The 25025-nt window shown below is 45.4% G+C and carries 21 protein-coding genes and 1 pseudogene; 8 read left to right on the forward strand and 14 right to left on the reverse strand.

Features of this window, described 5'->3' with window-relative positions:
• Window positions 1-27: 27 nt before the first annotated feature.
• From P5G61_RS13845 to P5G61_RS13865, 5 genes are all read left to right on the forward strand, one after another.
• Entirely contained in the window at window positions 28-1008 is a 981-nt protein-coding gene (locus tag P5G61_RS13845) for a DMT family transporter (RefSeq protein WP_301247074.1), read from the forward strand.
• Between the two features lie 138 nt (window positions 1009-1146).
• Window positions 1147-2652, forward strand: coding sequence for an amidase (locus P5G61_RS13850; RefSeq protein WP_301247075.1), 1506 nt, complete (start codon window positions 1147-1149; stop codon window positions 2650-2652).
• Window positions 2653-2794: 142 nt separating this feature from the next.
• The gene (locus tag P5G61_RS13855) at window positions 2795-3412 is read left to right on the forward strand and encodes a DUF1989 domain-containing protein (RefSeq protein ID WP_301247076.1); all 618 of its coding nucleotides are present in this window, start codon (window positions 2795-2797) and stop codon (window positions 3410-3412) included.
• A 127-nt stretch (window positions 3413-3539) separates the two neighbouring features.
• On the forward strand, window positions 3540-4166 hold the full coding sequence (locus P5G61_RS13860; RefSeq protein WP_079344564.1) for a LysE family translocator: 627 nt from the start codon (window positions 3540-3542) through the stop codon (window positions 4164-4166).
• Window positions 4167-4249: 83 nt separating this feature from the next.
• On the forward strand, window positions 4250-5011 hold the full coding sequence (locus P5G61_RS13865) for a YqcI/YcgG family protein (protein ID WP_301247077.1): 762 nt from the start codon (window positions 4250-4252) through the stop codon (window positions 5009-5011).
• A gap of 104 nt (window positions 5012-5115) precedes the next feature.
• On the opposite strand, the gene P5G61_RS13870 is transcribed toward P5G61_RS13865, so the two are convergent.
• The 5 genes from P5G61_RS13870 to P5G61_RS13890 form a co-directional block, all read right to left on the reverse strand.
• Entirely contained in the window at window positions 5116-6447 is a 1332-nt protein-coding gene (locus P5G61_RS13870; protein ID WP_301247078.1) for an amino acid permease, read from the reverse strand.
• A 272-nt stretch (window positions 6448-6719) separates the two neighbouring features.
• A complete protein-coding gene (locus P5G61_RS13875; RefSeq protein WP_301247079.1) occupies window positions 6720-8912 on the reverse strand; it encodes a glycoside hydrolase family 2 TIM barrel-domain containing protein in 2193 nt (730 codons plus the stop codon).
• 38 nt (window positions 8913-8950) lie between these two features.
• A complete protein-coding gene (locus P5G61_RS13880) occupies window positions 8951-9568 on the reverse strand; it encodes a hypothetical protein (RefSeq protein ID WP_301247080.1) in 618 nt (205 codons plus the stop codon).
• A 281-nt stretch (window positions 9569-9849) separates the two neighbouring features.
• On the reverse strand, window positions 9850-12279 hold the full coding sequence (helD, locus tag P5G61_RS13885) for an RNA polymerase recycling motor HelD (protein WP_301247081.1): 2430 nt from the start codon (window positions 12277-12279) through the stop codon (window positions 9850-9852).
• Between the two features lie 258 nt (window positions 12280-12537).
• Window positions 12538-13977 carry an MFS transporter gene (locus P5G61_RS13890; protein ID WP_301247082.1) on the reverse strand — a complete coding sequence of 480 codons (1440 nt, stop codon included), beginning with the start codon at window positions 13975-13977 and terminating at the stop codon, window positions 12538-12540.
• 137 nt (window positions 13978-14114) lie between these two features.
• On the opposite strand from P5G61_RS13890, the gene P5G61_RS13895 reads away from it, so the two are divergent.
• Entirely contained in the window at window positions 14115-14918 is an 804-nt protein-coding gene (locus tag P5G61_RS13895; RefSeq protein ID WP_301247083.1) for an AraC family transcriptional regulator, read from the forward strand.
• An 80-nt stretch (window positions 14919-14998) separates the two neighbouring features.
• Here P5G61_RS13895 and P5G61_RS13900 read toward each other — a convergent pair whose 3' ends face one another.
• The 9 genes and pseudogenes from P5G61_RS13900 to P5G61_RS13940 all read right to left on the reverse strand — a co-directional run bounded on the left by P5G61_RS13900 (window position 14999) and on the right by P5G61_RS13940 (window position 23149).
• A complete protein-coding gene (locus tag P5G61_RS13900; RefSeq protein ID WP_301247084.1) occupies window positions 14999-15844 on the reverse strand; it encodes an AraC family transcriptional regulator in 846 nt (281 codons plus the stop codon).
• A 338-nt stretch (window positions 15845-16182) separates the two neighbouring features.
• Window positions 16183-17190 carry an ABC transporter substrate-binding protein gene (locus tag P5G61_RS13905; protein ID WP_301247085.1) on the reverse strand — a complete coding sequence of 336 codons (1008 nt, stop codon included), beginning with the start codon at window positions 17188-17190 and terminating at the stop codon, window positions 16183-16185.
• A 140-nt stretch (window positions 17191-17330) separates the two neighbouring features.
• Complete coding sequence (locus P5G61_RS13910; protein ID WP_301247086.1) at window positions 17331-18521, reverse strand: glycoside hydrolase family 5 protein; 1191 nt, start codon at window positions 18519-18521, stop codon at window positions 17331-17333.
• Window positions 18460-18672, reverse strand: a complete 213-nt coding sequence (locus P5G61_RS13915; RefSeq protein ID WP_301247087.1) for a hypothetical protein — start codon at window positions 18670-18672, stop codon at window positions 18460-18462. The genes P5G61_RS13910 and P5G61_RS13915 overlap by 62 nt, the downstream gene beginning before the upstream one ends.
• 43 nt (window positions 18673-18715) lie before the next feature.
• Window positions 18716-18835 (reverse strand): annotated as a pseudogene (locus P5G61_RS13920) (tRNA-binding protein); the annotation flags it as partial.
• A 41-nt stretch (window positions 18836-18876) separates the two neighbouring features.
• The gene (locus P5G61_RS13925; protein ID WP_301247088.1) at window positions 18877-19869 is read right to left on the reverse strand and encodes an aldo/keto reductase; all 993 of its coding nucleotides are present in this window, start codon (window positions 19867-19869) and stop codon (window positions 18877-18879) included.
• 238 nt (window positions 19870-20107) lie between these two features.
• A complete protein-coding gene (locus P5G61_RS13930) occupies window positions 20108-21016 on the reverse strand; it encodes a helix-turn-helix domain-containing protein (RefSeq protein WP_301247089.1) in 909 nt (302 codons plus the stop codon).
• Between the two features lie 16 nt (window positions 21017-21032).
• Window positions 21033-22034, reverse strand: coding sequence for a LacI family DNA-binding transcriptional regulator (locus P5G61_RS13935; RefSeq protein ID WP_301247090.1), 1002 nt, complete (start codon window positions 22032-22034; stop codon window positions 21033-21035).
• A 128-nt stretch (window positions 22035-22162) separates the two neighbouring features.
• Window positions 22163-23149, reverse strand: coding sequence for a Gfo/Idh/MocA family protein (locus P5G61_RS13940; protein ID WP_301247091.1), 987 nt, complete (start codon window positions 23147-23149; stop codon window positions 22163-22165).
• Window positions 23150-23416: 267 nt separating this feature from the next.
• Between P5G61_RS13940 and P5G61_RS13945 the strand changes: the two genes are divergently transcribed.
• A complete protein-coding gene (locus tag P5G61_RS13945) occupies window positions 23417-24268 on the forward strand; it encodes a MurR/RpiR family transcriptional regulator (protein WP_301247230.1) in 852 nt (283 codons plus the stop codon).
• A gap of 117 nt (window positions 24269-24385) precedes the next feature.
• Window positions 24386-25018 carry a TetR/AcrR family transcriptional regulator gene (locus P5G61_RS13950; protein ID WP_301247092.1) on the forward strand — a complete coding sequence of 211 codons (633 nt, stop codon included), beginning with the start codon at window positions 24386-24388 and terminating at the stop codon, window positions 25016-25018.
• Window positions 25019-25025 lie beyond the last annotated feature (7 nt).

Below are 25025 nucleotides of genomic sequence, written 5' to 3' on the forward strand. Positions count from 1 at the left end.
CCGTGTTCTGACGAAGGAGTCCTGAATATGGAAAAGACCCAAACTGCATCAACCGTTTATCGTAAGGAACGAAGCAATACCGGATTTTGGCTCGTCGTACTCGGAGCCGCCCTGTGGGGTGTAGATCCACTGTTTCGTATTATTTTGCTCAAAACGATGACCTCCACTCAGATTGTGCTGGTGGAACATATTATTGTCAGTCTTGTGGCGATTCCCGTCCTGTGGAAGTTCCGTGCTGATCTGAAAAACCTGCGTGCACGTCACTGGATTGCCGTAATCTTTATCTCCTGGGGAGGATCTGCTCTCGCTACGGTATTATTTACTCTTGCGCTTACACATAACGATCCCAATACCGTCTTGTTATTGCAAAAGATGCAGCCGTTATTTGCGATTGTTCTGGCTAAGTTACTCTTAAAAGAAACATTGCCACGCCGCTTCGGTGGACTATTTATTATAGCACTTGCAGGAACGTACCTGCTTACGTTCGGATTTACCCTTCCTCTTGGGAACTGGGACAACTGGGTTCATGCTGGCAGCCTGTTATCGCTGGGAGCCGCTGCATTGTGGGGCGGTTCAACGGTTATGGGGCGGCTGATGCTGGGGCAAACCCGTTATGAGACGGTTACCTCCCTTCGCTTTGTCGTCGCTTTGCCACTGCTGATCTTTATGACGTGGAACGAAGGGGCTGCCTGGACATTCCCATCGGCTACAGGTGAACAGGCAGCTGTGGCACTTAATATTCTAGGTCAGGCATTGCTGCCTGGACTGCTGAGTCTTCTGTTATATTACAAAGGCCTCTCTTCCACCAAAGCTTCTGTTGCCACGCTTGCGGAACTGAGCTTCCCGATGGCTGGTGTGCTGGTAAACTGGATTGCATTCCGTACGCTAATTACTTGGGAGCAGCTGGTTGGGTTCATCCTCATCTGGATTGCGTTGTTCGCCATCTCCAAGCAGCAGGAACGCTCAGCGAGTCCGGCTGACGCAGCACCCAAGATTCGTACGAATTGATTGAATTTCTTACAAAATAATTAGTCAAGGCACTGCACATCCATTGAGATGTACAGTGCCTTTTGTCTTTTCACTATTCCGGTGGTACGATGACATATGGAATAGTAGATCAAGTCAATTTAGAGAGGAACGATCATTATGTCTCCATCTTCATCATTTTCATATACATCCTACGATGCCATAGGTTTGGCTGAATTGGTTCGCGCCAGGGAGATATCTCCGGTCGAATTGCTGGAAGCGGCATATGCTCGCTTGGAAGAAGTGAATCCGCAGCTTAACGCGGTTATTCGTACATATGAAACACGTGCACGTCAGGAAGCGGGGATGGTTCGCCCGGGAGAACAGCCTTTTGCAGGCGTGCCTTTGCTCTTAAAAGATATATCCCAATCCATGGAGGGTGAAATTCTCACCTCGGGTTCACGTCTTCTCCGTGAGCATCGTGCACAACGGAATTCCAATTTCGTTTCCCGCCTGCGTGATGCAGGATTCATTATCATTGGTCATACCAACACGCCGGAATTCGGTCTGAAAAATATTACCGAGCCCCGTCTTCACGGCCCAAGTCGTAATCCATGGAATACCAATCACTCGCCAGGTGGTTCAAGTGGAGGTGCTGCTGCCGCAGTAGCCTCGGGTATTGTACCGCTTGCGGGAGCCAGTGATGGCGGCGGTTCAATCCGAATCCCTGCTTCATTCAGCGGATTGTTCGGACTCAAGCCTACACGTGGACGTACACCCGTAGGGCCGGGGGTCGGTCGTCAGTGGCAGGGTGCATCGATTGATTTTGCCCTATCCCGCTCTGTTCGCGACAGCGCTGCTTTACTGGATACACTGCAAGTCATTCAACCCGAGGCGGCATTTCATGCTCCCCTCTTTCCGGGAAGCTATTTGGCTGATATAAACTATCCTCATCAACGCAAACTGAAAATCGCTTACACGACAGCTTCACCTGTAGGTACACCTGTGAGTGATGAAGCCAAAGAAGCGGTATATAAGACGGTTCGCTGGCTGGAAGAACAAGGTCACGAAGTTGAAGAAAAACTGAGTCCGGTGAATGGTGTCAAATTGATGGAGAACTATTACATGATGAACAGCGGTGAAATGGCGGCGATGATCTCTTCCATGGAACGTTCTATGGGCAGAGTGCTTACATCGGATGATATGGAGATCGAGTCCTGGGTTTTGGCCGAAGCCGGCAAAAAAGTATCCGCTGCCGAATTCGTACATAGTCTGGCGGAGTGGGATGTTGCCGCAGCCCAAATGTCCACCTTGTTTGAACGTTATGATTTTTATGTCACACCTGTCAATGCTTTTCCAGCACCCAAGATCGGAGAACTGACGCCTCATGATGAACAGATTCAGTATCTGATGCGCATTAGCGATTTGGACAAGAGCCAGCAGCAGCAGTTGATTTACGAGATGTTTGAACCAAGTCTCACGTACACACCGTTCACTCAGCTCGCAAATCTGACGGGTCAACCTGCCATGAGTGTTCCTGTGCATCTGACTCCTGAAGGGCTGCCCATGGGTGTACAAATTATGGCAACAAAAGGCCGTGAAGATTGGTTACTTCATCTGGCTGGCCAGCTGGAATCATCCGAACTTTGGGTCGGAATGAAAGGTAATCCACTGTTTCCATTATAAAATTTAATTTTAGTTTTTAACATTTTTGCAATAAATTCAAGATACTCACACCCTTTAGAAGCATCGGCTACATCACTCATTAAGTGCATGAAAGTAACGTCATTTCCGCATACTGAGTTTAAAAACATCGGAGGAAATACGGATGAATTCTACCGGTTTTTATAAGCAGTCCATTCATATTCCTGCCAAAACAGGCTATGCGCTTAGAGTGAAAAAAGGGTCGCGGATTCGTATAACCGATTTGGAGGGACAGCAGGTGGTTGATTTTGTCGCTTATGATGCGCAAAATATCAATAATCGGCTCGATCCCGGCGTAACACTCGATGTGCTACGCACTTACAGGATTAAACCGGGGCAATGTCTGTATTCCAACCGGTATGAACCTCTCATTTCCATTGTCGAAGAAACTGTAGGTATTCATGATTTTTTCAACTCGGCCTGTCGTCCGGAAATGTATGAGGTCTTGTATGATAAAAAAAATCATCCCAGTTGTTATCATAATCTGAATACGGCCCTGGAACCGTTCGGCATCGTCCCCCCGGATCAACATTATCCTTTCAACCTGTTTATGAATTCTGTTGTAGACGGTGAGGGAAAAATTGATGTGATTGCCCCCGAATCCAGTGCCGGAGATTATGTTGAGATGGAAGCCTTAATGGATCTGATCATCGGTTTGTCTGCTTGTCCATGCGAAGAGAGTGTGTGCAACGGTTACCATTGCACTCCTGTTCAATTAGATGTGGAATCTCCGAGCGTTTAATGCAATAACATTACAATGTACGGACAGCTTGTTCTAATTGGCTCCAAACGGGAATACGATGACTTGTACCCATATGTGTGTGACTTACGGTACAAGTCGTCTAACCCGTTAAGGAGTGAACGCGTATATGTCTGTACTGTTCAGTTATATTATTCTGGGAATTTCGCTATCAGCTCCGATTGGTCCGATTAATGCTGCTCAGCTGGATCGAGGGGCCCGCCATGGATTCATGCATGCCTGGATTTTGGGTCTCGGAGCCATGTTTGCCGATCTGGTGTACATGCTCCTGATTTATTTTGGAGTTGCCCATTTTCTGGACACGCCGTTCATGCGCTCTTTTCTTTGGTCTTTTGGCAGCTTTATTCTGGTGTATACCGGTGTGGAAACACTGTCCAAGATAAAAGACGGCATTCAGACCTCTTCTACAGCAGAAGCGAAAGTTGGAAAATCCTTTGTCTCTGGCTTCCTGATGGCCTTATCCAATCCGCTGAATATTTTATTCTGGCTCGGAATTTACGGCTCTATTCTTGCTACAACCGTGAAGCATACCGATACGGCTCATCTGCTACTATACAGCTCTGGTATATTCATAGGAATTCTTGTATGGGACGTTATCATGGCTGGCATGGCCAGTCGATTTCATAAACACAGCAACGAAGCCGTGTTGCGCTGGATCTCCATCATCTCAGGCATCTGCCTGATCGGATTTGGCCTGTACTTCGGATATGAAGCTGTACGCTCCATCTTTTTCTGACATAAAAAAGACACTGGACAGTCACCCAACGCCATCCGCATTAATACGTTAACGGTATCATGTGGAATGGAGTTGGGGAATTCATGGCAGAGCTGTACAGTGCCGATGAAATAAAACCATTATTTAAAGATCTGCCCGAATGGCAGCAGGACGCTTATTCACAATTCGCCAATATGATAGCAGATGAGGGGAATACGTATCCATGTGTACCCGGACGGATGGGTTTTCTCTCCGGCCATCTGAGATACGGATTCACATGTGATCCGCGTACACAAGCCGCTGCCAAGGACATGGCAGAATTACTTAGTCAATATGGACCGGTTTCCCGAAACACGGGACAATATGCTTCCTTGGTGGTCATTTGCGAGACACCGGATGATTTGAAAAACAACACAACGGTGGAGCAGTATCAGTCGTTGTTCTGGGAAATGCTTAACCGGGTGAGCACACTCGATGAAGCTGCTTGGCCTGATCATATTTCGACGGATCCGCATGAAGCCACGTGGGAATTTTGCTTTGGCGGGGAACCTTATTTTTGTTTCTGTGCGACTCCCGCGCACGAGCTCAGAGCCAGCCGGCACTTCCCTTATCTGATGTTTGCATTTCAACCACGGTGGGTGTTTGAATCGATTAATGACAACACACCTCTTGGTCGTAAAATGAAAACCTTGATTCGTAAACGCCTGGCAGCTTATGATGCCGTTCCGGCTCACCCATCACTCATGTGGTATGGACAGCAGGATAATCTGGAATGGAAACAATATTTCCTGCCTGATGACGAGCAGACCCCTTCCAAATGCCCGTTCTTGCGCATGAAGCAAGCCATTGGCAAGTTGACGAAATAGCTGAAACAAGGCACCTCAGTAAAGCCATTCAAGAACCTCTATCACTTAGCAGATTGGCTAAGACGCATGGAAAAGCTGTACCCAAGAAATCAAAACGTTGACGGTTAAGTGGATGTTGATGGTCGTGGTTTCCGTACTTTGTTTACAAAGTAGGTAATCAAGGCAATCAATATAACAAGACCTATACTTGCCAGCAGACCTGTTCTGCTGGCCTTTTCCATGGCGGTCCCAGCTACTGCTGCAACAATAAGAATCATGGCAATCCACACTTTGACACGATTCCATTTCGTCGGTTTCATTTTCTTGATATACGTGATGCAAATCAGAAGCCAGGTATACATTAATACCAAGCTGCCTGCGGTAGTTATATATTCAAACAGGCTCTTAGGCATCCATAATGCCAATAGGGTAGAAAGTATTAATCCGGCCGCAGTGCATCCCAATGCATGAAGAGGCATGTTCTTTTTTCCCCATGTCTTCGTAAACATCTTCGGTGCATCTCCGTCTTCACCCAGTTTAACCAACATGGACGTTATCGCATAGATTGAAGCAACCATCGTGGAGAACCCGGCTATAATCAAAATTCCGTTGAGAATATGAACCACGACCGTAAATCCAATCGATGACATCGCTTTAACGAGTGGACTCTCGTCTGGTGTTAACTTCGCGGCTGGCACCAGCAGCAGAATTAAAGCAATCGCTACAACATATAGCGCACTGACGGTTAACAGCATGACTCGGCCTGACTTGACTGCATCCTTTGGTTCCTTCAGCTTGGCTGCCATCAAACCCATGATCTCAATCCCGGCAAAAGCAAAAAAGGCATAAATAAATCCGGTCCACACCCCTTTTATTTTGTGAGGAAACCATTCATTAGTTATTTTCTGCGGGGTAATCTTCACATCTAACCAGCCCAGGCAAGCCGCTGCCGCAATCACAATAAAAGCAACCGTTGCAGCCAGCTTGATCACTGCGAGCACATTCTCGGTTTGGGTTAACCCTTTGGCTCCCAATGCGGCGATGAACAATCCAATGCATGCATATACCGCTACAAACGCCCATAATGGAAACTTGGGAAACCAAAATTGAGAGAACAACCCGAGTGCCGTTAATGAACTCCCCATAATCAGCATTTCGGAAGACCAATACATCCAGCCGCTACCGAAACCGGCCCATGGCCCGAAGGCTTCTCCGGCATAGGTTCGAAAAGCCCCTTCCTTCGGATCTTCTGCTGTCATTTGAGCCAATGCGCCAAATACAAAGTAAGTCCCGGCAGCAGCCAGCACCAAAAGGATAAGCACCGATAAACCGGCCCAATGAATAGCCAGACTTGTCCCAAGGAAAAAACCCGTTCCCAGCGTACATCCCGCTCCAAATAATGAAAGACTAATCCAGCTCAGTTTCTCTCCTTCTTTTCGATGCACGTGACTTTTCATATGTATCCTCCTTCGTGCGTTCACCATTACGATTTACATATGATGGAGGTTTTATGTCATTTTGGGAAAAAGAAATGAAAGTGATTGCAATTAGTTTACATAACAATAATTTCGTCAACTTATTTAAGCGTCTGAAATTAAGGAAAACCCTTCAAACTGAAAAAACAGCTTGAAGGGTTTTAATGTTAGTTCGTTAGAACAGACTTTCGTTGGTTATGGTGAATCTGATCGGTGTATGTGCTTTTCGTTATTAACGTGCTTTAAGCATATTTCTATTTTTTGCCCAACAACCGCTGAAGCTCTTCCAGCCCTAACTTGGCTTTCGGATTAAACTCTTCACTTTTCACATATTGTGCTAGGCTGTAAAGTAATTGCCGCCCTTCCGCCTTGTTAATCAATTCATCATAATTTAGCGCCCCAACCAGCAGCTTCCCTTTTCCAACCTGGCATTCAAACAACAGACCCAGCTTATGATTACGTTCAAAATTATCGATGGTTTGAACGAAAGGCTGAACATTCGTGGATACCTCATCCAGAATTAGAGAACGTGAGTTCATGACGATATGCCACCACGGGTAAGTGGAATGGGTCTCACTTGGAAAGTGCTTCAATGCCGGGTGCGAATTATCAATAAGCAAGCCTAGCGTACCGACGGGAACGGGCTTGTTCATGCTTTCCGAGATGGATCGGAACATCGGATAACACCAGAAATCGGTACAATATGTACCTTCGACTGAACTATCGTTATCTTCCAGTGTTGGAAGCAGCAGTACGCTCTCGCCTTTTTCCAGTAAGTTAATAACTTCTTCGGACAATTCCTTATAAATAGGGTCATGTTCCATAGCTGTCTCATCATGATCAGGGTATACCCAAAGTTCATATTGTTTCCGGATATCGGTACCCGGAATATACAGGGATAGAACGATAGACGTCATCTTTTTCACAGCAGGGAGCTTGAGCTTTATTGGGCTTTTCTCAAACCAAGTTTCTCCAGCAATAAAGGGAATCTCTTCTGTTCCTGATGTAATCAGATGATCCAAATCACGTATCTCCCACTCCACGGTATGACCTTTCAATGATTGTGATCGGAAGTACCTTAATTGAATGTGGGCATTAAAATCTTCTCCCGAAGTGTAGTTGTATTTCTCGAATCGAGCCAGAAGTACGGCATCGGAGCAAAATGTTCTCCACTCCTCGGGCGTAACCAATCCTTTGGAATCCATGAAGGCATCCAAAATGCCTACCAGTGCTGTCCCCTGTCCACTGAAGTCCTGAAGATCTAGCAATTGGAACCCTGCCAGATGATTGGATCGAAATGCCGCTTCAAGCTCTTCCTTATAACAGGCTACGGCAAGCTTGCCAGAGCTTTGGAAAAATGGTTCAGCCAGATGTGCCATTCCTTTGGCTTGCAATCGCTCACGAAACACCTCGAAGTTTTTTGCCTTCAGCGACCCAGTGTACTTCTCAATCTCTTCGTAGTTAGGGTACATGGCATATTGTCCAATTTCATGGGATATGACGGGTAGTTGTGGAATAAGCTGTTGTTCAGCCGACTCGGCTTTCACGGTCTTGGCTTCCTTACCATATTGAATCTGAATTTCCGATTCAGCTGCTTGAATTCCCTCTTTTTCCGAAACCATCCCATCCGGCAAGATCATGTCGTCGTAGTCCTTTAGGGTACCAGGCACATCCGTTTGCACATGACCCAACGGGGCATCACACATGGCATAGGACCCGCGGAAAAGTCTATCTTTGGAGAATCGTACGCCACAGTAAAAGTCTTCTTCCTCCAGAATAAGCGGAGTGAACTGAAAATTGTTTGAACCCTGGGTGTACAAATGGCGTGGATCAAATGCTTTATACGCTTTTAGAATGGCATTGAGTCTTTCTTTACTGCCCCAAAGTTCATTACCGAGCGACATCATTACAAAAGAAGGATGATTCCCATACGCCCTCAGCATGGCAAAGCCTTCACGAATGAGATAGTCCTGTTCAGCCTGATTGTGCTGTGGATCAAGTTCATCCGTAATCGTACCCCAGAATGGAAGCTCAGGCTCCATGTAGATACCAAGCATATCTGCAGCAGTAAACGCCGCCTCAGGCGGACAACAGGTATGGAAACGATAATGATTTATGCCATATGATTTGGAAATGCTCAGGATTCGTAGCCACTCTTCCACATCGGTTGGCGCGTAACCCGTAAGCGGGAATATGAGACCATCATGTTTTCCACGAAGGAAGGTCTTTTGGCCGTTAATGGTAAAAGCGTCTCCCTTGGCTTCAAAATCTCGTAGTCCTGTTACAACTTCGGTTGTATCCAGCACATCTCCTTGTTCCCCTAGCAGAGTGAGGGTCAGCACATAGAGATTGGGGTCCGAATCACTCCAGAGCAATGCGTCGTTACCCATCTTGTAGAGCACATTAACCTCGTTCTGGTTGCATGGATAGGTTTGCTCAATCACCACATGATTTCTGTCGGAAGGCACATATCCATGAGCCTCTTTTAAAAGGGGATTGAAGGTTTGCGCAGTAACGAACAGTACCGTACCTGGTATGGATTGAGACAATGTACTTGTGATTCTGAATGTTCGCTCTTTAGCATTAGGATAGATCTGTACCTCACCAAAGTGCAGCTCGTGGTAAAAATGAAGCTCCAGCTTTCCGGTAATTCCGTTCCAGTTGGTTTGATATTGACGGATGTAAGATGACCGCCTTTCGTTGGATAGTCCGTATTATCGACCCGGATGGTGAGGGTGTGTTTCCCCTCGGAAAGCCCTTCAGGCAAGCTATACACATGAGGGGCGTTGAGACTATCCTGTGCTCCATACTCTTCAGCATCAACCCACAACTTGGTTATACGCGTGCGTTCCAGATACAAATCGCATTTCTTGCCAGCAAGCGCTGCGGGGATATCAATCTCCCGTTTCAGCCAAATCCAGCCTTCATAGGAATATTCATCGGTCAAAGACCCGATGTGAGCCGCATCACTCTTTCTTCCTTTGCGTGCATGAGAGGTCGTATTCGGCAGTGTTATGGTGTCGCCAAATGGGCCTTGAACGCCTTCTTTATGTTCATCCAGTTGAAGCTCCCAGCTTCCCTGCAAGTTAATACTGGTTAACATGATTTCAACTCCTATGAATTGATGTATGTAATCTTTACCTTCTGGCTCTATGTTTCGATAAATAGTAGTCCCAAAATTAATAGTACGTATCCCTATTATATAACTGTAATCTTAGTCCACCCATATAATAATAATTATGCTGAGTATAACAATACGGAAATAATTCAAAGAAAGACGCTAACCAAATTTCACCTCTACAATGACTTAGAAATGAAAAAAAGTCGCCTGAAAGGCGACTCGTGTGCTTCTTTATTGGGATACCTCCGTCAATGCCGACATGTTTATTTCGATGTATGGGAGTTCCATTCCTCATACAAATCCGCTGGCAATGCCTGCACGAAAGGCGACCAATCACCCGTCGTGTACAGATGAAGTCGATGCATAGCCCGCGTGCAAGCCGTATAAAGAAGCTTGCGTTCATTTTCTTGACCATACATCTCAGAGGAAGCATCGTAGATTAAGACTGCATCGAACTCAACACCCTTGGCGAGATACACAGGAATGACCATTACGCCTTTTTCGAAGTTGAACGTCTCTTTTGTAATGAGCTGCAAATCTTCACCTCCTTGACTCCCTAACGATTCATGGGCCTTCTGGCTTTCGGCGGCAGTCTTCGTAATGACGGCAATGGAATCAAAGCCCTCTGCCTTTAGAGCAGCGATATTTGCCACCATTTGTGCAATTAGCTCATCTTTGTCGTTGAGCTTCGTCAACAGTGGCTTCTGGCCTTTTCTTTCAAATGGTACAATTTCATCTCCGTCTGGAAGCATCACTCTTGTAAATTCAACGATTTCTCTGGTTGAGCGATAACTGCGTACAAGGGAGATCAGATTGGTTTCGGCTTCGCCAAAGAGGCGGATCAGGGGTGAATCGGCTGCGGCCAAATTTGTAGCCTGTGTGAAGATCGCTTGCCCGAAATCGCCAAGCACCGTCATACGGGCACGTGGAAACAGCTTTTTGAGATATTCATATTGAAACGATGAATAATCCTGACCCTCATCAACGAAGACATACCGAATTTCCGTGTTTGTCCGGACGCCTTCAATCATTTCTTTTACATACAAATAGGGAGTCGCATCCTCATGAAACAACTCGTTCCGGTGCATGCTTTCCCTCGTTTGCTTGCATATCTCAGGCCACAGCGTGGGGGTAACAGCCCCATTTGTTTTCTCCCGATAAGCAGCTTCGTCTACAAACAATTGTTCATATATGCCTTTCACATCTACAAATGAGAATTTCCTCACACTTTTCCTTAGCGGTTTAAAGCTTTCTTTCACGATCTTCCGGCGGAGCATATCTTCTTCCTTCCCGGCAAAGCCAAAGTCCCCTTCATCTTGCCGGCGCGTCTTGCTCATTATCTCACGAACTTTGGCATATTGCTCCGCAACGTCGAATACTTCCCTATCCTTATGCAGCATTCCGAACACTTCTGCATATTGCTCGGTGTCGAGATAATTCATTTCTTCCTGTACCCAAGGCGCCTCCCGTTCCATGCGTTCCAACATAGTCAGTTCATTTTGCAACCATTCCTGCAAGAGAACGACACGATTGGACAGCGGCAAGCAAAGATCATAACCGTAAAATTTCGCACTGAGCTGCTCTGCGGTAATTAAATCGTGGTCCCGAAACCGAATACTGTTGAATTGCATGCCTTCCCGACCCAGCCATATTCCATAGTTCTGTAAAGCGTGCAGGTAAGCATCTGAAGCTTTATACTCGATTCCCTGAAGACGAGCTTCATACCCTGGCGTTCCTTTTGCAGTCAGTACATACTCAATCTGATCAAAGGCATCCTCTGGCCGTAACGAAGATCCTAGCCAATAGTCGAGATACTCTTGAAATGTGGTCTGCTGCATATTCTCTTCACCGAGCTCCGGAAGGACGGTGGAGATATAACTCGCAAACATCGGATTCGGTGAGAAAAGAACAATCTGATCAGCACTGATCGTCTGACGGTGTTTGTACAGCAAGTACGCCACCCGCTGCAGGGCTGCGGAAGTTTTACCGCTGCCAGCCGCCCCCTGTACGATAAGCATCCGGCTTTTATCATCACGAATGATGGTATTTTGTTCCTTCTGGATGGTTGCGACGATACTCTTCATTTGCGAGTCGGCTCCTTTGCCAAGCACCTGCTGAAGCAAGTTGTCTCCAATCGTTTCGCTCGCATCAAACATGTTCCGAATCTGGCCGTATTGAATTTGAAATTGCCGTTTGAGCTCCATCGTTCCGTCGATTCGTCCGATCGGCGTCATATAAGACGCCAGACCAGGGGAGGAGTCATAATACATGCTTGCAATCGGCGTGCGCCAGTCATAGATCAGAAAGCTCAAGCCGTCTTCGTCGACGAAAGAGGATACCCGGATATAGATCTGCTCGCTGAAGCCAAGCCCCTTCTCCTGAAAATCGATTCGTCCGAAATAAGGAGACGGGAGCAGACGTTTCATGTTATTCCATTGCTGCGTCAACCGCTTGTGACCTCTTTCCCGCTCGGCCAATACCGCTGACTGCTGGTTAATCGTGTAAAAAGTCTCTTCGAAATCTTCATGGGTGCTTGTGTTAATCGTAACTTCTTCCCAAAACCGCTTGCGGATGTCCGAAGCCTGATCGTGCATTCCCGCAACCTCAGGCTCCAATTCGGTAATTCTCGCCTGAAGTTTCTCTCTTACCCATTCCAACCGTTCCTGTTCCAATCGCCAATCCTTCGTTTCCATCTCTCCCAACACACTCCTTATTCCTTTTTTTGGGATGAAAAAGAGCATTGACAAATCAAAGTTCCAGATGTATAATTAATTTAGGAATTAGAATGTATACACCTTTTATGTTGAATTGCCGATGACGCTAATGATTATATCATAGCGTTATTTCTTGTTCAATTTTATTTTTGTATCCCCCGCCAGTTAGAAACAAAGAAAGGCAAGCGATCGCTTATGATCACTTGCCTTTTTGTCTTTTAATTGGGCCGAAGATTACTAGTCTTCATTGCGCTGCAGAAACAATGAAGCTAGAGCTGATAGTCCGCTAATTACGCCGCATGCCAGGAAAGCAGCATGATATCCGGCCAGCTGTGAAGCTGCAGTTATATCGCCTTGATTCGTTTGTCCCCCTGCCGCTATATGCGTCACCGTGACAAGTACCGCAATTCCGAGCGCGCCGCCGAGCTGGCGGGCTGTGTTTTGAAGTCCTGCGGCGATGCCGGAGTCTTGCGATGGAATGCCTGCAAGTACGGCATGAGTAGCTGTCATCAACATCAACCCCAAGCCACCACCAATGAGCAAGCTCGGAAGAAGTAATTGAGTAACATAGTTCGGATGCATTGGCAGCTCATTTAACCAGATGAATCCAGCCGCAGCCAGAAGACCACCAAAGAATGGAAGCTTATGAAAGCCTGCATCTTCCAAACGCCGGGAAAGAATGGCGGCAACAGCTAGTATACTAGCCATCGGCAGCAAAGCAAGACCTGTTTCAAACGGAGTGTAGCCTTCAATCTTTTGCAAGGTAAGTGAGAGAAAGTACATATTAGCCGTTAATGTTGCGCCAAGTCCAAGAACCATAATCATCCCTAAAGGTACATTGCGATGCCGGAAAATGTGCAGACGAATCAAGGGCTGCTTGGAACGAAGCTCTATCCAGACGAATGCAGCCATTAGGACCAGCGATGCTCCAAGGGCTTCAAGAACAATCGGTGATGTCCAGCCTTGATCGACCGTCTGCGCGATGCCATAGATAAATGCAGCCACGGAGAGTGTAATGGCGGCTGCACCGGGAAGGTCGAGTTTATCCTGTTTTCTATCGTTTGACTTCTGCCGGAGGCTGAACGCAATGATGATGCTAAGTGCAATGCCAATTGGCACATTTACGAACATTACCCACCTCCAACTGGCGAAGCTTGTTAACATCCCCCCGATGATGACACCAAAAGCGGAGGCCAACGATGAAGAGGCTGCCCACAGCGAAATAGCCCGTTTTTGCTTCGACCCTTTGGGATAAGCGGCAACGATGACCGCAAGGGTGGATGTCGCCAGTGCCGCACCTCCGAAGCCTTGAATGGCACGTGCCGTCAACAGTACGGCACCGTTTGTGGCAAGACCGCCCAGCAGACTGGCACCGGTAAACAGGACCAAAGCCGTCTGCAGAATAACTTTTCTCCCATAAATATCGCTGGCTCGGGAAGCCAGCAGCATAAAGCCGCCGAGGACTAGCAAATAAATATCCACCACCCATTGTTGATCTGTCGCCGAGAGACCAAGGTCAGCGCTCATTGCTGATAATGCGACGTTTACGATAGAGCTGTCCATGACAACCATAAATGCGCAAACGCAAGCGACAGTGGATGCAATCCAGGTAGGGACACCGGGCCGCAGCAGAGATGTTGAGCCTACAGTTGTGTTTACAGAAGATGCCGGATTCATAATAATTCTCCTCTCATAATGTGTTACGCCACATAATAGACATTTGGCATTTATTATCTTACAATAGCAATGGAATGGCATGATAACGCTATTAGGACAAAATATATTGAGAAATGGCCATGGAGGAATCGAGTGGCATGAAACACGAAGCTATTGATTATAGTGACCGACTGGACGGCCCTTCTCTAATTGCCTTCTGGGGTGATGAAGATCCAGCGAATGATTTTCAGTTGGGCACTCGTGAATACGACTGGCACAGTCATAAGCGCGGACAGATTTTTTGCGTGGAGAACGGCCTTATACACGTTCGGACCGCGCAGGGATCATGGCTACTCCCTCCACATCGGGCGGGCTGGATACCACCAAATGTACGACATAAGGTTAGTATCAGCGGCGCGATGAGTGGATGGTGCGTGCTTGTACTCCCTGAGACTAGTCGCGATTTGCCACCCAATCCTTGTGTAATCAGTACGTCGGAACTGATGTATGCATTGGTGCGTCGGACAGTGTCTTGGTATGACCAGGACTTCTTAGAGCCTCAGCAGGAACGAATAGTCGCTGTACTATTGGATGAAATTGTGCGGGCACCGTTGGAGCCTTTGCACTTGCCTATGCCTTCCGAATCCCGCCTCTTGCGAATTGCGCATGAAATCCTGAAGTATCCTGAGGACAATCGAACGCTGGATGATTGGGCTGCTTGGGCAGCCCTTTCCCCTCGCACCTTGCGGCGTTTGATTCTGGCTGACACCGGATTAACCTTTGCCCAATGGCGGCAACAGGCCCGTTTGACACATGCTTTGGAGATGTTGGCACAAGGGGATTCCGTCGGAATGATTGCTGATGCACTTGGGTACGCCTCACCAAGTAATTTTATTGCTATGTTTCGACGTGCTTTCGGAGATTCTCCGGCTCATTATTTAGCGACAAAACAAGAGAAATAAAATTGCCCCTGGAATATTTCCAGGGGCATTTCGTAACAGGCTGAGCACTGCTGGACGCAGTGTGGCACTATGTTGCATCTTTATTTAATCGGAATCCAGATTTGCGGAGGATGACCCGGACCTGGATATACTTCTAGTTCGGGTATGCCCGCATGCTCATATGGATTCGAAGGGAACCATTCGGAAATAATTTGTTTCCATAGGCTCTGCATGCTCTCCGGCATCGGTCCTTGCACTTCAAATACACTCCATTTGCAAGGAGGGATCGTGAATGAGGCAAGTCCTTCCGGTACTTTACCTTCATAGGCTGTAGCAATCCAGTATTCCATTTGTTTCTCCTGGATTTCGCTCTGATCCACACAGACACCAAGTAATCCTTTGATCCCATCATTGTTCAATTCAAATAAACGATCTTCCATACCACTCGTATATGCTTCTTGCCACATCTGCCCGATTCCTCGTAAATGTTCACCCTCTACATAGGAGAAAGTTTGCTTTATTCCAACTAACATCATTCCGGGATGTTCAACAATTTTGTAATTCATAGGCTCTGCTCCTTTCAGACTGACTTGAATAACCAGACGATTATACGCTTTGACGGAGGTACTATTTTTACGTGCTTCACTAGGTGAAATTCCATGTAGTCTCCGAAAAGCTTTGGAAAAAGATTCAGGAGTGTCATAGCCATATTTGTACGCCAGATCAATGATTTTTTGATCGGTCAACAGAAGATCATTTGCTGCCAAAGTCAATCGTCTCCGCTTTATATATTCGCCGACAGTAACATCCGTTAACAACGCAAACGTACGTTGAAAATGAAAAGGAGAGATATGCGCTTGAGCCGATATCTGCTCGATAGTCATATTTTCCAGTAAGTGATCTTCCATGTATTGAATAGCCTGTTGTAACGATTCGATCCAGTTCATACGGTTAATCACTCCTTAATTTCTATAATAGACGAAGAGGTATGCAAGAGCCTGTCAGGATGTGCTTTGATTTGTCCGGTTAGGGTCTATGGATGAGAAGAACTTCACTTTATTATAACTTTATGGATATTCCTTTTGGAATCCATGGTGGAGATCTAAAATTCAGGACAAAAAACAAACAAAGAAAGCCGCTGTTTTAGCGACTTTCCATTGAAGTTGATAGATAAAATTAAATATTCTGGTGAGTTCTGTACAATCGTGTTCTGAGCAATGGAAACTATCAACGTTGCCCCTGTTACGAATTGCTAAATAGTTTTGAAGCTTCTTTGGTACAAACCTTACTTCACCGAAAGAAGGCTGTCCGAAATAAACTTCAACTGGCCTTCCAGTGATACAGGGTCGTTGTATGTGTCGGATGTCGGATCAAGCTGGAACACATTGCCTGCCTTGACTGCAGGTAGATTTTTCCACAGAGCATTATCGTAAACAATCTGCGAATCGCTTGTATCTCCCGACCACGGGCTGGTGAAGATGATGTCACCGGCATAATCCGTTAACACTTCCATCGAAATGGAGGCCCAACCTGTACCACTGTCAATCGCCTCTGTCTGAGCTTTGGCTGGGGCTTTAAGGCCAAATTCACCATAGATGATCTCGCCGCCACGACCGAAATTATGACCGAAAACATACAGTCCCTTGGTATATGGATTCAAGATCGAGACTGTGCGGTCGCCTACGACCTCCTGCACCTTCGGCTTCAGCTCGTTAATCTGTGCTTCCCATTTCGTTATCCAGCCTTTCGCTGCATCTTCTCTATTCGTCAGCTTACCCAGTTCCAGCATGAGGTCTTTATAGTTGCGCTCGCCATACTTGATTTGTACTACAGGTGCAATTTGCGACAACTGATCGATTCCCTCTGTACCAGTATAAACGATGATCAGGTCAGGCTTTAAGCTAACCAGTTGCTCGGCTGTTGGCTTCTCACCCAGATCTGTTGCACCTTCATTAGTCAACTGTTCCTTAATGTACTTGTTGTCCATCGCACCTGACAGCGCCCCGACTACCGGAGCGTCCAGAGCAACAAAATATCCTGTCGAAAATGCAGTTAGATCGATAATGCGCTTGGGGTTTTTAGGTACTTGTACTTCTCCTGCATCCGATTGATACGCAATGGTTTCTCCTGCTTCATCAGCTGACGCTGCATCAGTCGTTGTACCTGTCTCCGCAACTGCACTTGTGTTGGTCCCAGTCGTCTTACCCGTCGTTGCAGACTGGCTGCACGCACTCACTATGAGAAGGGCCATCAGTGCAAGCACAAGAAATATCGAATTAGTTCGTTTCAGCAAAATAAACCCATCCTCTTCATTGATATTGATAATCGTTATCAACGATATCACGATACGGATGATTTGACAAGATTATTTTACTAGGAACGCACCACCTTTAATAATTCCTCTGCTTCCCTGTAAATAACACAATAACGGGTTCACTTCGTCAAGCTTCCCTTTATTTCATTCCAAATTGGATTATCTGCCTTACTGCGGGCAGGCTGCTCCCCTTTTTCAATCGCATCCCAATACTTCCAGTTTGGCTTCTCACTGCCTAATTCATAGTCCATCCCGTCCCACGTATCTTCACGAAATGCGTAGAAAGCCCAATGCCATCCATACTCATTAAAGATAGAAATCAGGTCTGCCATGTAGCGATCTGCACCTTGAACCATTCGGTTCGTTCCGAATTCCGAAGCAATAATCCGGTTCGCAGGTATGTCATGATCTGATGCCCACTTGGCAACTAGCTCGACAAATTGTTTGAGAGCCTGGCGGTTAAACTCTTTTTCCGTCTGGTCATTCCCGACCTTTACACTTCCCGGATAAGAGTACGTAAATCCTTTTTTCTTGTTTTGGCTTGTCATTTCGTAAGGCTCGTACATATGAAAAGCATACAGCACGTTCGGATCATCAATCGGCTTCAAATACGTAAAGGCCCAAGGCGTTGCATAGAGTCCAGAATCTACAATAATGGGGGTCGTTTGGTCGACCGTCCGGATCTCTTTTACGATTGTGTCATAGAGTGAATTCAGATCCGCTGCGGTATGTTCCACTTTGGTATACCACTCCGAATAATCCTGTGTCCAGAAGTCGTGGAAGCCCGTTGCCGTTTCCGGATGAGGCTCATTAATCAGGTTATAGCCGATGACGGCAGGATGATTCTTCAATCGTGTCGCAAGATCCTTCCAGAACTGAGCAGCTTGCTTGTGATATTCAACATCATTCCAGATCCGATCATCATTTTTGGCTCCGTTGAACTGTCGCCAACGGTCTCCAGGCAAACTAAGCACTGTAACCACAACTTTCATCCCTTTAGCCTCCGCGGCATCCAGATCCGCTTTGAGTCGGGCAAAATCCGCTTCCACGATACCTTCGTACTTATCTGAGCTCCCGATCAAAAAATCTGCATTCATATGTTTATCCGGCTGATCGTTAAACAAAAAATCCCGATCTTTGCTCCACTTATCCGGCGCGAGCCGCACGAACGCTATGCCTTCATCCTTTGCCGCTTCATAGTTTTCCGGAAGAGACGTGGAATTCATAAAATTTGTCCCTTTCCGCTGTTCATTCCAATAGCTCATTTTCTCTGAAGGAACTGCGGCCTTCTCCTCCTGATGGCTGTTCATCCCTGAAACCTCCAATGGTTTTGGAGAGGCTGTATTGGAACTGCAACCAGCCAATACAACCATAATGACCGCCGAGAGTAAAACATTTTTTCCGATTGGCCAACTCGATTTCGTTGATATTTTCTTCATAATTAATCACCTCGATAGCCATCTTACCCGTTGTCTGTTACGCCAATATGACAAAAAACGCTCTGTTAACCAATCGGTGTCCCATCGGGCAGTTCGATATCTGGTTTTAATAGAACAACATCACCTTTTTGGGGTATTCCTCCCAGAACCAATACTTCTGAATTGAAACCGGCGATTCGACGAGGCACGGATTTTGCCCAAAAATACACTGCCATGCCAACTGCTATTACTTAAAACCAACATTAAGTCCATATACCGGATGAGGTACATAATGCTCTTCCAAACATGCAATTTCTTCAGAAGTTAACGTAATCGCCAGAGCCTCAGCTGCATTTTCGAGATGGGATATCTTCGTAGCGCCAATAATCGGAGCTGTAACCGGATCCTTGTGCAGCAACCAGGCAAGGGCGATTTGGACCCGGGGAACGCCGCGTTTTTCTGCGATATCTGCAACCTGCTCTACCACCAACCGATCGGTACTGGCTGTTGCATCGTATTTTGCCTTTTGCACCTGATCTGTCTCAGAACGCTTTGTCGTTTCCTCCCAATCTCTGGTCAGTCGACCAGAAGCAAGCGGACTATATGGAATCACACCGATTTTTTCTTCCTGACAAAGAGGCATCATTTCCCTTTCCTCTTCACGGTAGATCAGATTATAGTGATTTTGCATCGATACAAATCGGGTCCATCCATTTTTCTCGGCGACATATAAAGCCTTTTGGAATTGCCATGCTGACATGGCTGAAGCGCCAATATATCTTGCCTTCCCTGCCTTCACCACATCATGTAATGCTTCCATAGTCTCTTCGATCGGGGTATGGTTGTCCCAACGGTGAATTTGATACAGATCCACATAATCGGTACCCAGTCTCTTGAGGCTCTTGTCGATCTCACTCATAATTGCTTTTCGAGAAAGTCCAGCGCCATTCGGACCATCATGCATGCGGGAAAACACTTTTGTCGCAAGGACAATTTCATCCCGATTTGCATAGTCCTTGAGAGCCCGACCGAGGATCTCCTCACTTGTCCCACCTGCATATACATTTGCTGTATCAAAGAAATTAATGCCAATCTCCAAGGCTTTTTGAATAACGGGACGACTATTCTCCTCATCCAATACCCATTTATGAAATCCACGCCCTGGTTCACCAAAACCCATGCAGCCAAGACAAAGCCGAGATACATCCATACCTGTATTTCCTAATTTAACATATTCCATTAGTTAATCCTCTCCTCAGTCTTTTTGATTGCTACAACGTCGTACCCATAAGTCAAGAATAACAAGAAAAGAGATACGTTTCTTTGCTGTTAAGTTCATCTGATTTGTTTATTTAGCCCATTTGTCTCTATAGATAAACAAAAAAGCGCTTCACGACATTTTATCGCGAAGCGTTTTACACAAGAACGTTATATAACGATAACTATCTTTTCTAAAGGCTGAAGAGGTCCAGATGAGCTTATTTTATCTTTTCCTCACTGTGCTTGCATTGCAGCCTGTACTCCGACGGTGGAAGCCCGAACTGAAGTTTGAATACTTTGGAAAAATGGGCAACGTTTTCGAAACCTGTTGAGAAACAGACATCCGTGACAGACAGAGACGTCTCTGCCAGCAGTTTTTTGGCTTTATCCAGTCTCTGATTACGAATATATTTCAGAGGTGAAGTATGGTATACAGCCTGAAAGTCCCTTTTGAAGGTAGATAGGCTTCTGCCGGACAAATAAGCCAGATCACTTATGGATATGGGATTGGTGATATTCTCCTCTATCATTTTGCCGAAGTTACTGTTTTTATCATGATTCGGCTGCAGGAGTTGCTGTAAGAAATGCTCATTGGCATTCGCCAGATGAAACAGGAGTTCCATGAATTTGATCCGTACCAGCCCGTCATTTACCTCTTCCGGTGTTTCAAAATAGGGTTTCAATGACGTTATATAAGAGCGAGTGAGCTCATTGACCGGAATAACGGATACTGGAATGAACTCATTTACGATTTCTGTCGGTTTGAAACCAGAGAACTGAACAAATTCCTCAAGCATATTTTCGTTCAGGAAAAACATCATGTAGTCCAGCATGAATTCAGAGCCGGGTTCTCCCGACTTTATGTAATCAATTCGAATGGATTTGTGAAGAAAAACCATTTCATTACTGCGCACGGTGTATTCCTGATCCTTGAATCGAACCGTATACACGCCAGATATGACGAACAGCAACATGTGATCTTTCAGAAAATAGGAACCTGTTGTCCCTTGTGTGTGCAAACAAAATTTAATGACGGATAACCCGTTCTGCTTTAAACTTCCTTGCTTGTCTGGTGCACGTTCCAGCTCTTGTGGTGCCTTGATTACTTTTTTGCTTCTCACGGACATGAGCAGACCCGCCTTTTTAGCTTTTCATTATAGAATAACAGGAAACAGAGTCACGTTCGACACACTGTATATTGACCTTATAAGTCGATTCTACAGCCTCACCTTTTAACATTTGAAATAATACGTGTCCGGCAAGGGATCCGGCATCTGTTTTGGGTTGTCGAAAAGTGGTAAGCGGTGGATTCAGGTATTCGGATAAATGTATGTTGTCAAAACCGATAATGGATAGATCTTCGGGTATGGAGACCTGATTTTCTTTAAATGCCTGCAAGCCTCCAATGGCCATTTCATCATTTGCAAAAAAGACCGCGGTTGGAAGTTCTCCTTCCATTAACATCTTGGCTGCGTTGTAGCCGCCTGTTTTTATAAATTGTCCACCTAATCTCCAATTCTTATTCTCTTCCATTCCTGCTTCATGCATAGCTCTCAAATAACCCTGATATCGCATTAAATTGCACTCCGAACTTAAAGGTCCGCTGATATACGCTATTGCACGGTGGCCTTTATCCAGCAGGAAACGGGTTGCCATATAACCACCCTGCTCATCATCCATCAGAACATTTACTATATGTTCACTGTGCAGTTCACGATCCATCACAACAATAGGAAACTCCGTGTCAGCAGCCTGCAGCAACAATTCATCTTCAATATTTTCAGCGATTACAATCACGCCGTCCAGCCTTCTCTCCCTGATGAAGCGTGCGGCTGTCGATCGCTCTCCACCTAAAGAACTGCATACGATCAGGTCATATCCCTGACTTATGGCGACGGATTCAATCGCACTGACCAATTCAGAAAAATAGGGGACGGACATATCATGAACAATAATACCGATGGTTTGTGTCTTTTTTCGCTTTAATTCGGATGCGGCTCCATGCTTGATATAATTAAGCTCATTTGCCGCTGCAAGTACTTTCTGTCTTGTGTGCTCACTTACATATTTCTTGCCGTTAAGTACACAGGATACGGTTGAACTTGCGACACCCGCTAACCTTGCTACATCTTTAATCGTTATCATTAAATACTCCCCAAGAAGACTGTTATTGGTTCACTGGTAAATGCATTTTATCTCATTCACCGCATTTTAACACGTCATCTTGGGAAATGCACAAAAAGATACAATCGATCAAAAATTTCTAGGATATATTATAGATCAGGTCCAAATACAAGATTCGCGGACTGTTTGGCTTGTTCAATAACCTCCATCACCTTCTCACTATGCTTAAGCATAGCGGTAACCTTCTCCAGATCTTGCTCACGGATTATACGCTCGAATTCAACAAACTCGTCATACATCCGATGAGGGTGATCCTTATGATCTACTCGACCCGGTGTTTCCATATGAAGCGCTACATCAAAGGACTCGCATTTATTCGCCGAGCTCGTCATGTGGATATATCCTTTATTCCCTTGTATGTTCATTGCATTGGGAGCTGAGCTGTCTTTAGAGCCTATACAAACGCACTTGAATTCACCATAGTCCAGAAGCAACATGCCTGAAGTATCAATCCCGCGTTCCATATTAGCCCAGTAATCGACCTTCTTCGGGCTCCCGAAAAGCCCCACGACCAGATGAATATTATATAAATTAATGTCCATTATGGCTCCACCAGACATTTCTGGATTAAATACCGGCAGCACTTCTCCTGACTGGAAAGCCGCATAACGGGATGAATATTGGGAATAGTTGCACTCCACGATTTTGATGTCACCCAGCTTGGGCAAGTACTCCTTCATGGACAAATAATTCTTCAAGTATTGGTTTGAGATGGCTTCAACCAACACAAGCTCATTTTGCTGTGCAATCTCTTTGAGTTCAAGGAATTCTTGCAGATTGGAAGTGAACGGCTTCTCACAGATGACATGTTTGCCGCCCAGTAACGCTTCTTTGGCATAGGCATAATGAAGATGATTTGGAAGTCCGATATAGATCGTATCTACTTCGTCATTTGCAATCATATCGCCATATTCCGAATATATACGCGTAATACCATACTGCTCTTGCAGAGACAGCAATTGTTTCAAATGACCAGGTCTAGAGCATATGGCCTCCAACGTAATTGCAGGAATTTCATGAATAAAGCTTAATAGATCCCTTACAATCATTCCGGCTCCGACAATTCCTAATTTCATGTTAATTACACTCCTTCATACCTTTTTCCAATATTTCAATAACTGCTATGTTTTCTTTGTATTGAATCACTAACCGATGGTCAACATATGAATTCCCCCTGAGCCTCTTTTTCAATTATTATAGAAGAAGAAAACCCTCCATAGGAGCTTTGAAGAAATTACGGTACTTTTGTCCACTCTTATGTATTCCTATTGCCCTTTTTTCAAACAAAATGTTTACTGAACGCTCTACATCAACGTTATTTTAATGAATCAGGGGTGAACCTGTTGAAAATATTGACTCAATTAACAGACATGAACAACTTTACACCAAATGAAAAAAGCATTGCTTCTTATATTTTGACGCATAAGGAGCTCATGCTTCAATTCAATATTCAAGAGCTTGCCAAAGCTACATACACATCACATTCTGCCATTAACCGCTTGACTCATAAGCTTGGACTGACGGGATTCAAGGAGTTCAGTATTAAGCTTGCTCGAGAATTTCAGCAGGATGCTCAGAACATCTCCAATATCGATCCCAATTATCCATTCTCTCTTGGTGAATCCTCACTTCAGGTAGCAAAAGATATTGCTGAATTAATGAAAGAAACGATTGAGAAAAACTTTGCCTTTATGGATGAAACCTCTCTATCAGAAGCAGCCCATTTGCTGGATCAGGCAAAACGAATTTTCATCTATGCATTGGGTGATTCTCAAATTCGCGCGAAGAGCTTTCAAAATAAACTGATTAAAATCAATAAATACGTCGTGATCACAACAGAGTTATCCGAATGGGCCTACCACACCATCAATCTGACGACACAGGATTGCGCCATTTTTTTGACCTACCATGAAAAATCGCCCATTTTCCTAAAAGCAGCTCAACATTTCTCGCGAGAAAAAATTCCATTCATCACGATTACCGCTAATCATCAAAGTGAGTTGGCCAAAATGAGTACGATCTGTATTCAGGTGCCGAATGATGAAACAAAACACGCAAAGATCGGTACATTTTCATCACAAATTGCCTTCGATTACGTATTAAACGTGATTTACTCCTGTATTTTCCAAATCGACTACGCTAAAAACATGCAAATGACTGCACATTCGTTGGAAAATTTCCATTTGGAAGAGTGATCCGCATTCATTTCTCGTACGTTGATTATTTTATTCCCTATTGCAAAATGAACCTCGTGTCATTATTATAATAATGACACGAGGTTCATTTTGATTAAACGGAAAGGAAGTGGTGAAATGTCACCTAGATTAACAGATACGCAAAAAGAACTCAGAAACCTGCAAATACTTGAAGCTGCCAAGCGGGTGTTTGCCGAAAAGGGTTATGGAGCAGCAACGCTAAAGGATATTATTCAGGAAACCGGAATGAGCCGGGGATGGATTTACTTGTATTATCAGACCAAAGAAGATATTTTCGAGGCTTTACTCGATTATCAGGACGCGGATTATGAACAGTATATAGAGCAGCTTATGGATTCCTCTTCCTCCATATGGGAAATGGTGACTACGCTATACTCCCAACAGTTGCAAGAACTCCATCGTTCTCCCCATGGCGGATTAATGCCTGCGTTCTATGAGTACTTTCTGGTGGGATGGCGTGATGATTCACGCCGTGAGCTGCTTCTTGAACGTTATGAAAAGGGAATCGCACAATTTGCGGACCTTCTTCGGTTCGGTGTGGAACGTGAAGAATTCTCACCTGTCATGGATGTTATGGACATCTCCAGAATTGCTGCTTCCTTTCAGGAGGGAATTATGACCCACTACATCACAATCGGTCCTGATAACGCGAACACCCGAATGCAATATGATGCCCTTATGCTTTATTTGAAAAGTCTGCTCCATCCAGTATCGATGAAAGAGATGTAGTGTTAGG

It is taken from the genome of Paenibacillus vandeheii (assembly GCF_030433635.1).
Taxonomy (GTDB): Bacteria; Bacillota; Bacilli; order Paenibacillales; family Paenibacillaceae; genus Paenibacillus; species Paenibacillus vandeheii.